2 protein-coding genes are annotated in these 3,535 nt (G+C 30.4%); both read right to left on the bottom strand.

All coding sequences use genetic code 11. The features are described from left to right. Window positions 1-316: 316 nt before the first annotated feature. Window positions 317-991 carry a response regulator transcription factor gene (locus WBG30_RS00010; protein ID WP_424502591.1) on the bottom strand — a complete coding sequence of 225 codons (675 nt, stop codon included), beginning with the start codon at window positions 989-991 and terminating at the stop codon, window positions 317-319. Next, window positions 988-3,357 carry a response regulator gene (locus WBG30_RS00005; protein WP_424502590.1) on the bottom strand — a complete coding sequence of 790 codons (2,370 nt, stop codon included), beginning with the start codon at window positions 3,355-3,357 and terminating at the stop codon, window positions 988-990. Before WBG30_RS00005 ends, WBG30_RS00010 begins: the two co-directional genes overlap by 4 nt. Between the last annotated feature and the right edge of the window lie 178 nt (window positions 3,358-3,535).

Raw genomic sequence — 3,535 nt, 5'->3', positions numbered from 1 at the left:
TTACTAATTTCTATAAGTCCACGATAATAAACTTTATTTCCAATATTTTCTAACTTAATTTCATAAGCTTTCTTAAATATTTTTTCTATATCATCTTCTGAACTTGTATTCATTAAGTAGATCAAATCACTTCGATCTAATTTTTCTTTATTTAATATGTTTTCTATTTTCAAAACAAATCCCCCTATAAATCTTTATTCAATAGATAAATAATACCATTAATTAATGATATTTTCCACAAAAAAACTCCTAAAATTAATTAAGGATTCTCTCGATTTTATAATGTAAAACAATAGATCCCAATTTAAATTTAACTTTATGATGTTTCTCTCAAAATATATCCCCTTCCTTGAAGAGACTCAATGTGGTTATCAAAGGTAGAGAGTTTATTTTTGAGTTTCCTTATATACACATCTATAATCCTATTTCCTTGAATGAATTCATCTTCCCATACCCTTTCATAGATATTTCTCCTGGCAAGAGCCACTCCCTTATTTTTGGCTAAAAAAACAAGGAGGTTATATTCTGTTTTAGAGAGTTTTATATCCTGCCCATCCTCTCTCACACTATTAGCTGAAAGGTTAATAAATATACCACCTATCTGTATAACTTCTACCGTAGTAGTATTTTTTCGTTCTACAGCTCTTATCCTGAGGATTACTTCGTGGATATTAAATGGCTTTTTTACATAATCATCTGCTCCCTTAGTAAAACCATCTACTATATCCTGCTCCTCAGTCTTTCCTGTAAGCATTATTATATGAGGAGTTCCATAAACTTTTGAATAATTTCTTATTTTTTCACAGACCTCTAGCCCATCTATTCCCGGTAAATATAGATCTAAAAGTATGATCTCTGGGCTGGTATTTACTATTATTTGTAAGGCTGCTTCCCCAGTTGAAGCTGTACTTATATCAAATCCTTCTCTCTTTAAAGTTATTTCCAAATGATTTCTCGTTATCAGACTATCTTCTACAATTAATATCTTCATATACTATCCCCTTTTTCAATTATCTCCCTTAGACTATCCCATCTAATTTCTATACTCTCTAAATATTTAACTTTTTGTTCAAATTCTTCTGAATCCCTCTCAATCTCTTCCAAAAGTACTCTTATTTTATCTTCTTTTAGATATGAAAAATCACCTTTTAGTTTATGAGCATAATATTTTATTTTACCATAAGATTTCTCTTCTAATGCACCTTTGAGAAATAAAATCCCTTCTGGTATTTCCTTTAAACAATCAGATATTATACCTTCATTCCCCAATTCACCCTCTAATCTTTCAACCTTTAGGTGAGGTATAAGGTTTTCAATAGCCTTTATAAGGTCATCTTTTTGAAAAGGTTTAGTCACATATGCATCTAAGGATCCCTTTAGAGCTTTTATTCTATCTTCTAAAAATGTATTTGCAGTTATCGCCACAATTGGTAACTTCATATCTATCTTTTTTATCTTTTCAGCTAGTTCATATCCATCCATCTCAGGCATCTGTATATCTGTAAAGACAATATTAATATCGTCCGTCAATAACTTTAGTGCCTCTTCACCTCTAGAAGCAGAAATAACCATTATTCCAATTCTTTCTAAAAGGTCTTTTAAAACATTTAGATTTAAATTACTATCATCTACAATTAATGCTTTTATAACTCTCGTTTTAATCTCTACCTCTTCCACAAGTACCTCCTCCATACTTCTATAGATCTTCCAGTTAAACAGTGGATTCATACAAATAACAGATACTTTTTTTAATTCCACAGGAGAAGTAGATACCACTGTATAATTTAAGCTATGTTCTTCCGATACATAAAGATCTTCTCCTACAAAAATATGAGGGTAGTCCCAAATTACTTCCTCATCTTCAGAAAGATCCGTAAATGCCTCTTTATCAGATATTATGATATAAGGGTAGTTGTAGTCATCTCCAAATTGCTGAAAGATTCCTTTTATCTCTTTAGAAGCAGTATATAAAATAAATCCTTTGGTATTTGTCTCTAACTTATCTTTTCCTTTGGGAAGGGACAAGTTAAAATAAAAACTACTTCCCATACCAACAGTACTTTCAACCATAAGTTTCGACCCCATTAAAGATAAAAATCTTGATGTTATAGCTAGTCCTAGTCCTGTTCCCTCATATTCTCTTGAGTTTCCTTGCTGTCCCTGAATAAAATCCTCGGTTATCTTCTCTACCATCTCTGCTGGTATACCTATTCCCGTATCTGTTATCCTAAAATGAATATCTTTAAATTCATCCATTTTAACACAAATTGTGATTTCCCCCTCATGGGTAAATTTGACTGCATTTCCAATAAGGTTTATAAGAATTTTTCTCAAAGCCAGTCGATCTCCTATCACAAAGTGGGGTATATCCTTTGCACAGGTACAGATAAGTTTTAAATCTCTTTTATTTATTGTACTCTCAAATATCTGAAGTACCTCAGTTAGCGTTTCTCTCAAAGAAAACTCATTTCTATGAATTTCTACTTTATTTGCTTCGATTTTAGAAAAATCAAGGATATCATTTATAATTTCCAATAAATGATGGGAAGCTCCTCCTATAATGCCTATTTTTTCACTGATCTTTCTGTCCATAGGAATATCTTTAAGAGTCTCTATCGTGCCTATTATCCCACTGAGAGGCGTCCTTATTTCATGAGACATATTTGCCAAGAAACGACCTTTTTCCAAACTAGCTTCCTCTGCTTTGAGTCTTGTTTTAGTCAGCTCCTTTACCAATTTTCTTCTACTTATTATGAGATAAAACATAATAAAAGAAACCATTATTGTCAGATGGAATGAGATTATTATCTTATTTAGGTTTCTTTTATCTATGACAAAAAAGTGTCCATCCATATTATAGAATGAATATCCTCCCTCTAAAAGAAAATAGTTTAATTTATATTCTTTTACCTTGGGATAATTAAAAAATAATCGTTCTCTTAGAGAACCTTCATTATTTTTTTCCTTGGGATATAGTACCATGACGAACTCATCTTTAGGAGCATATCTATATCCATAAACAGGGTAATTAAGTTTCTCTAAATCTGAGGTTTCTATTTTGTCTTTAACAACTAGTGCTATAGCTGTCCCAAATTCTTCTCCATTTTTATTCATAGAAAAATTTGAAAACTTCACCCTTGAAAAATGTTTCTTCAAACTATTAACCTCTTCCACTTTAAAACCTATGAGATAGATCTTCTCTATTGTAGGTTGAAGATGGAGTATCCCTTCAAAATAAGACTCCAATCCATGAGAGGTCAAAAGGATCTTCTCACTTTTTTCTATATTTATTGCATATTCTATTCCAAGTGTTGACATACATATTATTATATATAAAAACATAATTATTCTTTTCATTATCTCCTCCTCAAAAGTATTATATCTTTTTTAAAAAATAAAATCAAAATTTAACAAAACGTTAACAAAACATTAACAATGAAATACTATACTTATTTTGAACTTAAGGTTCTTAAAAGAATCGTATTGATATAAAATTTATCAATATTTGAAAAAATTATCACGTAATATATTAGGG

Source organism: Psychrilyobacter sp., from assembly GCF_049671765.1.
In the GTDB taxonomy this organism is placed as follows: domain Bacteria; phylum Fusobacteriota; class Fusobacteriia; order Fusobacteriales; family Fusobacteriaceae; genus Psychrilyobacter.
The sequence above is the reverse complement of the archived record's forward strand: the minus strand, read 5'-3'. Positions and strand labels throughout refer to the sequence as shown.

What these genes read in the sequence shown, in the direction of transcription:
- WBG30_RS00010 (WP_424502591.1), bottom strand. Translation starts at nt 991, where the DNA reads ATGAAGATATTAATTGTAGAAGATAGTCTGATAACGAGAAATCATTTG.
- WBG30_RS00005 (WP_424502590.1), bottom strand. Translation starts at nt 3,357, where the DNA reads ATGAAAAGAATAATTATGTTTTTATATATAATAATATGTATGTCAACA.